Raw genomic sequence first — 6,564 nt, forward strand, 5'->3', positions numbered from 1 at the left:
ACTCGCTACGAGGATCGCTGGGAGTTTCGAGTGAAACGTAGCGTTCCGGATGTCCGCTATTGGCTATGAGCGGACTTTCAACGAAGCCCCATTTTTCCGTCTCACTTCCATGGCAAAAAGCGCGCCAGTCGTAAGCATGTACCCACGTCAACATTTCAAATAAGATGGGTTATTGGGAGAACGTCTATGGATGATTTTGGGAGCAGATTTGTTGGCCAAATTGCGGCTGCATTAATCTTGGCTATCATACCTTTTTCCGCGGTCGCTGAGACGATAGTAGTGGCTGTGGAGGATAAAGATTGGGCACCTTACTATTTTTGGGTTGATGGTATTCCGACAGGGCCATGTCCAGAAATTGTTTCCGGCACGGTCCGCTTGATGGGCGACCAGGTTGAGTTCCAGAGGTACCCATGGGTGCGCGTTCTTAAATCGGTTGAAGAGAAAAAGGTGGATGCGGGCCTGTGTGGCACGAAGACGGACGAGAGAGCCGCCTACAGTCACTACCCTCAAGAGCCTCTTCTTTACTATGACGCCACCCTTTTCGTGCGCGTCGACTCTCCGCTCACCACCTCTGATTTCTCGGAACTCCAAGGCAAATCCTTTGGGATGATCAAGGGCTATACCTTCGCCGGTGTTGATGATGATTTGGAGGCCGCTGGCGCAATCCGAATAGAGACAAACAATCGCGACAATTTGCTGAATCTATTGACCTTGGGCCGTATTGATTCAGTGCTGGATAGCAGCTTGCCCCTGCTCGCCGACGCAAGGCGAATGGATCTTGCGGAAACCATAAGACCCTTACTTCCGACCTTGGACGAAACGCCCGGTTACCTGTTCTTTAGTCGGAAACCAGGCCACAGCGATCTGGCCATCCGTTTTTCGGAGGCGCTGAGAGCGTTTAAGAAAACTCCTGAGTATCAGGGTATTCAGAAGCGATATGGTCTCCGGAACTGAGTAAGCATTAATTGAACCTCTAAACAGGTGAATGCCTGAACAACTAGACGAGCAACGAGAAGACTCATCCTTGGTGAGTGTGAGAAGCTTAGACAGGGAGATAGAAAATGAACTTCTGGACAGCGAGAACCTTGGCCTTTGCGGCCGCTCTTCTGAGTGCAGCAACTTTCGCCTCTGCAGATGGGAAGGTAACCCTCTCCACCTTAGACTGGCCTCCTTATACTGGAAGCGACTTACCCAGTGGTGGAGCCACTACAGAAGTGGTGCGGGCGGCATTCGATAAAATAGATATGGAAATCGCGGTGGAATATCGCCCGTGGAAGCGAGCTATTGATATAGCGCTAAAGGGCACTGGTGAGGTGATCGCTTACTATCCTGGATACCATTGCCGCCATCGCGACGGGTTCGTTGCATCGGAGCCAATCGGCAGTGGCCCACTCGGGTTTGCCGAACATGCAGACGCTCCGATCACTTGGGACACTGTCGATTCTCTGGGAGAGCAGCAGCTCAAAATCGGGACAGTCTTGGGATATGCGAATACCGACGAGTTGGACAAGAAGGTTGGTACGGGGTGGGTCATCGCAATTCCGTCGAACGACGATCTAACTAATTTGAAGAAGCTCGCGCGCAAGCGCATTGACGCCGTTGTTATCGACAAGTTCGTTCTGGAGTACCTGAAGGCGACAGAACCGAGTTTGAGAGGTTACCGCACCAAGCTCCAGTTCAACGAAAGACCCTTGGAGGACAAAACACTCTATCTCTGCTTTCGTGACGATGAGGCGGGAAGGGCAATGCTCGAGCGGTTTAATAACGGTTTGAAGCAGATCGATCCAGATCGTGTGGCTGAGGATTATTTCGCGAATTCATTCCCCGATTGATGAGACCAGCAGTCACCCTGCGGCACTCTGGAAAGGGACGGCATAGATGATGCGCCGGGCGTTTGAATTCCGCTCTATCAGAGCAAAATTTCTATCTCTGATTGTTCCTTTTGTATTGTTGTCGATCTTTGCCGTTTTCGGAATCGTCGAGTACACGGCGAGAATTTCGGCGGAGGAGAAGCTCTTCAGCAAACTTGAGAAGCTAGTCGCGATCCAAAGCGCTGTCATCTCCGAATCTCTTTGGAATGTGGCCGATGATCAAATAAAGCTAATCCTTTCTGCCCTTGAGATTGACCCCGATGTTTTGGCCGCAGCCGTTTATGACGACGGTGGCATTCTAGTGGCCTCAATTGGGAATATCGAGCAGATCGAGCAGAACGAGTTTTTTGCCGAAAAGAGTATTATCTATCAATACGATAACGAAAGAATCACGATTGGGCGCTTGGCTATCGCCCTGAGTGATTCTCAGATCATTGCCGACTCAGGCGCGCGGCGCTGGATTGCAATCGGCTTGGCGGCTCTCCTTATGATCGCAATTATTTCGGCCGCCATGATCGCGCACAAACGGACCATCGGTCTCCCGCTTGAAAGGCTGCTTCAATCAATCAACCGGGCAAGAACGGAAGGGCGGCGCACGCCCGTGGATTGGGCGAGCCGCGACGAAATGGGAACGGTGGTATCGGCGTTCAATGAAATGCAAAAGCGTCAACAGGCTGATGAGGAGGCCCTGCGGAAGGCTAGGGATGAACTCGAACAAAGGGTAGAGGAGCGTACACGCGAGTTGGCCGCCGCTACCATCAATGCTGAACGTGCGCAAAAGCAGCTATCACATGCCATCGAAAGCATCTCTGAAGGGTTCTCGCTCTACGGTCCGGATGATCTATTGGTTGTCTGCAACGCCCGCTATAGGGAATTGCTGTATCACGGTATGGGAGAACTAATTACCGCGGGAATATCCTTTGAAAGCATCATCCGCCAAGCCACCGAGAGAGGGCTAATAAAGGACGCAATTGATGATCCGGAAAGATGGCTCAATGAGCGAATTGAGCACCATAAGAACCCGGGCCCGACGCACCTTCAGCAACGCAGCGACGGCCGTTGGATCCGTATAAGCGAGCGGAAGACTGACGATGGCAGCTTCCTGGCCAACATGAGCCACGAACTCCGCACCCCCTTGAACGCAATCATCGGTATTACTGAGATGCTGATAGAGGACGTGGAGGAGTTGGGGAATGACGATCTTGTAGATCCACTGGGAAGAATTTTGCGCGCTGGAAAGCACCTTCTGAGCTTGATCAACGAAATATTGGATCTCTCCAAGATCGAAGCCGGCAAGCTAGAGTTGCATATCGAAGAGTTTGATTTGGATCTATTAGTTCAAGAAGCGGCCACCACCGTCCGGCCGCTTGCCGAAAAGAATGGCAACGTTCTTTCAGTGACGTGCCCAGCAGACTTGGGCGTTATCACGGCGGACCAAACACGGTTGCGTCAGATCGTTTTGAATCTGCTCAGCAATGCCTGCAAGTTCACGGAGCAGGGACGTGTAGAGATCGACGTGAAACCTATCGATGACACTTTTGAGGTGGCAGTAAGCGACACAGGCATAGGACTCAGCGACGAACAAATTGGCCGACTCTTCGAAGAGTTCAGCCAAGCCGACACATCGACCACCCGCCGTTTTGGCGGGACAGGATTAGGCTTGGCTATCAGCCGGCGCCTAGCACGTATGATGGGCGGCGATATTCAAGTAAAAAGCGAGTTCGGCAAAGGGTCAACATTCAATCTAATCATTCCCCGTAGAGCAATTGTCGCAGCTGAGGCAGACGAGGATACGTCGCTAAAAGAGAAGGCTCCAGTGAGTGAGCAAGCGTCCTCACGGAATCGCAGGGTTCTAGTCGTGGATGATGACAGCACAGCCAGAGAGTTGCTGCGCGTTATGCTCGCCAAGGAAGGGTACGATGTAGTCACTGCGGTAGATGGTCGAGAAGGCCTCGAGTTGGCGAAACGCCTCAATCCCTCGGTCATTACCTTGGACATCATTATGCCCGAGGTAGACGGTTGGGATTTCTTGCAGCAGATCAAATCCGATACCGCGACCTCAGCCATCCCCGTAATCATGGTGACTATGCTCGATCAACCTGAGCGAGGGCTCGCACTGGGCGCCTCTGAGTACCTAACCAAACCAATCGACCGGGAGATGCTCAAGCGGCTCCTTGCGAGCTATCACACTCAGGAGAGGACACCTGAGGTCTTGCTGATCGAAGATGACGAACAGACACGAAGCGTGCTTAAGGGAATTTTTGCCAAGGGTGGTTGGAAAGTAGCCGAGGCAGCAAATGGGAAAATCGGGATAAACGCTCTTCAGAGCGCTAAGCCGGATCTGATTCTACTCGACATCTTGATGCCGGAGATGGACGGGTTCGAGTTCCTTGAACAGCTACGTCAGTCAAGCGATCACCGCTCGATCCCCGTCGTGGTGCTAACGGCGGCAGATTTGACGCCGGAAGACCATCTACGGCTGAACGGCGGAGTCCGTACGATTATCCAGAAGCGTGGCCTTAGCCGAGATGATCTGCTCGAGAAGATGCGGCGCATGATTTCTGAGGTAGCCAAGCATGAGTCGGCAAATGTAGGTGTATGATGCTGAAGGTTCTCTATATCGAAGACAACGAGGACAACATCTACCTATTCAAGCGGCGTCTAGGAAAGCAGGGTTATGAAGTGCTCATTGCGCGCGATGGCGGCAAGGGTCTTGAACTTGCCAGATCCGAGCAGCCAACGGTGATCTTGATGGACCTTGATCTTCCGGTGGTGGACGGTTGGGAAGCAACGCGGCTGCTGAAGGCAGCGCCAAAGACGCAGGATATCCCAATTATCGCCGTTTCTTCCTATGCAATGGCTGAGGACCGACGGAGAGCGATCGAAGCGGGTTGTGATGACTTTTTCTCTAAGCCAGTTGATATGAAGGCGCTCGTGACGCGGATCGAAGGGCTTAGCCATGCTTGATCGCGATTGTTCTTGGTACCAAACACATAACTGCTGCTAGTCGAGAGGCTGAATGATCAAGATTCTTTACGTTGAGGACAACGAGGATAACGTCTACATGCTGACCCAGCGACTCAGCCGAAAGGGTTATGAGGTTGTTGTCGCGTCTGATGGCGAACAAGGCGTCCGCATGTCGCAATCCGAATCTCCAGCTTTGATCATCATGGACCTTGGCTTACCCGTATTAGACGGCTGGGAGGCGATCGCGAGGATCAAGTCAGAAGTGGAAACCAAGAATATTCCGGTAATTGCACTCTCAGCTCATGCAATGCAGGAAGACCGGACTCGAGCACAACAAGCGGGTTGTGATGACTTCGACACCAAGCCGGTCGACATGCCAAGGCTGCTCCACAAGATCGAGCGGCTCATTAAAGAAGCACCCACGGAATGAGCAACGATCAACCCGCGCTTTTGATCGTCGATGACAATGAGGACAACCGCTATACCCTGATTCGGCGGCTGAAGCGGGAGGGTTATGAGAAGGTTTTGATAGCCACCGATGGGCAGAATGCACTTGATATCCTGGCAAAGGAAAGTGTCGATCTCGTGCTTCTGGATATCATGATGCCGGTCCTCAACGGATACGAGACGCTAGAAAGAATGAAGTCCGATATGCGACTTCGGAGTATCCCGGTAATCATGATCTCAGCGGATGATCAGATGGAAAGCATCGTGCGCTGCATCGAAGGTGGTGCAGAAGATCATTTGCCGAAGCCATTCAATGCCGCGTTGTTGCGGGCTCGGATCCGCGCAAGTCTTGAAAAGAAAAAGCTGCGCGATCAGCAGGAAGGCTATCTAAAGCAGATAGAGTTCGAAAAGAAGAGGGTCGATGAGCTGCTTCATGCAACATTGCCTGCCTCAGCCGTACATGAGCTTAAATCTACAAATACGGTCAGGCCTCGGCACTTTGAGGATGTAGCTGTTCTCTTCTGCGACGTCGTTAACTTCACGACCTATTGCGACGACCACCCGGCGGAAACGGTCGTTTCCCATTTGCAGGGCTTGGTAGGGGAATTTGAGAAAATCGCTCTGAATAACGGGATGGAGAAAATCAAGACGATCGGTGACGCTTTCATGGCGACGGCCGGGCTCCTTCAATATGTGGAGGACCCTGCGATCACTAGCGTCCGTTCCGCATTAGAGATGGTTGAAAGCGTCAAAGCTCATCCTTCTGGATGGCAGATACGAGCAGGGGTCCACATGGGCCCGCTAGTCGGCGGTGTAATTGGACAAAAGAACTACAGCTTTGACATCTGGGGCGACACTGTAAATACAGCTTCTCGGATTATGAGCCACGCTGAGCCAAACAGTGTTCTCGTCAGTTCCTCCGTTTGGAGGAACCTTCACGACGCGTTTGAGGGGAGATCAAAGGGTATGGTCGAGTTAAAAGGGAAAGGGCCAGTGGAATTGATCGAGTGCGTCAAAGGTGCTTAGTTTTGACCTCTGATTTTCCCGCTTACTAAGAATTCACAGTATTTTTTCCCTTTTGAGCAGCAGGCGCCGGAACATACAAGAACTACTTAATCACCATGTAGCGGGCGCGTTGCATGCATCAAGATATGTCCGCTATTGGCTAATAGCGGACTCATACGCGCGATCGCCGGCAAGTCGAAGGATATGTTTGGTCTAGGACTGTTGGAGGCAGCGGGTTGCGTCGATTGATCAGCGTCAAAGAACACCTCTGGCC

6 protein-coding genes are annotated in these 6,564 nt (G+C 52.1%); all 6 read left to right on the forward strand.

Translation table 11 applies throughout. From position 1 onward, the window contains the following. Positions 1-186: 186 nt before the first annotated feature. The 6 genes from P8X75_14820 to P8X75_14845 all read left to right on the forward strand — a co-directional run bounded on the left by P8X75_14820 (position 187) and on the right by P8X75_14845 (position 6,311). On the forward strand, positions 187-954 hold the full coding sequence (locus tag P8X75_14820) for a transporter substrate-binding domain-containing protein (protein ID MEJ1996453.1): 768 nt from the start codon (positions 187-189) through the stop codon (positions 952-954). Positions 955-1,061: 107 nt separating this feature from the next. Continuing rightward, positions 1,062-1,832 carry an ABC transporter substrate-binding protein gene (locus P8X75_14825; protein MEJ1996454.1) on the forward strand — a complete coding sequence of 257 codons (771 nt, stop codon included), beginning with the start codon at positions 1,062-1,064 and terminating at the stop codon, positions 1,830-1,832. Between the two features lie 46 nt (positions 1,833-1,878). Then, complete coding sequence (locus P8X75_14830) at positions 1,879-4,473, forward strand: response regulator (GenBank protein ID MEJ1996455.1); 2,595 nt, start codon at positions 1,879-1,881, stop codon at positions 4,471-4,473. After that, positions 4,473-4,838 carry a response regulator gene (locus tag P8X75_14835; GenBank protein MEJ1996456.1) on the forward strand — a complete coding sequence of 122 codons (366 nt, stop codon included), beginning with the start codon at positions 4,473-4,475 and terminating at the stop codon, positions 4,836-4,838. The genes P8X75_14830 and P8X75_14835 overlap by 1 nt, the downstream gene beginning before the upstream one ends. Positions 4,839-4,890: 52 nt before the next feature. Next, positions 4,891-5,268, forward strand: a complete 378-nt coding sequence (locus P8X75_14840) for a response regulator (GenBank protein ID MEJ1996457.1) — start codon at positions 4,891-4,893, stop codon at positions 5,266-5,268. Next, positions 5,265-6,311, forward strand: a complete 1,047-nt coding sequence (locus P8X75_14845; GenBank protein MEJ1996458.1) for an adenylate/guanylate cyclase domain-containing protein — start codon at positions 5,265-5,267, stop codon at positions 6,309-6,311. Before P8X75_14840 ends, P8X75_14845 begins: the two co-directional genes overlap by 4 nt. The last annotated feature ends 253 nt before the right edge of the window (positions 6,312-6,564 follow it).

The organism is Limibacillus sp., from assembly GCA_037379885.1.
Taxonomy (GTDB): domain Bacteria; phylum Pseudomonadota; class Alphaproteobacteria; order Kiloniellales; family CECT-8803; genus JARRJC01.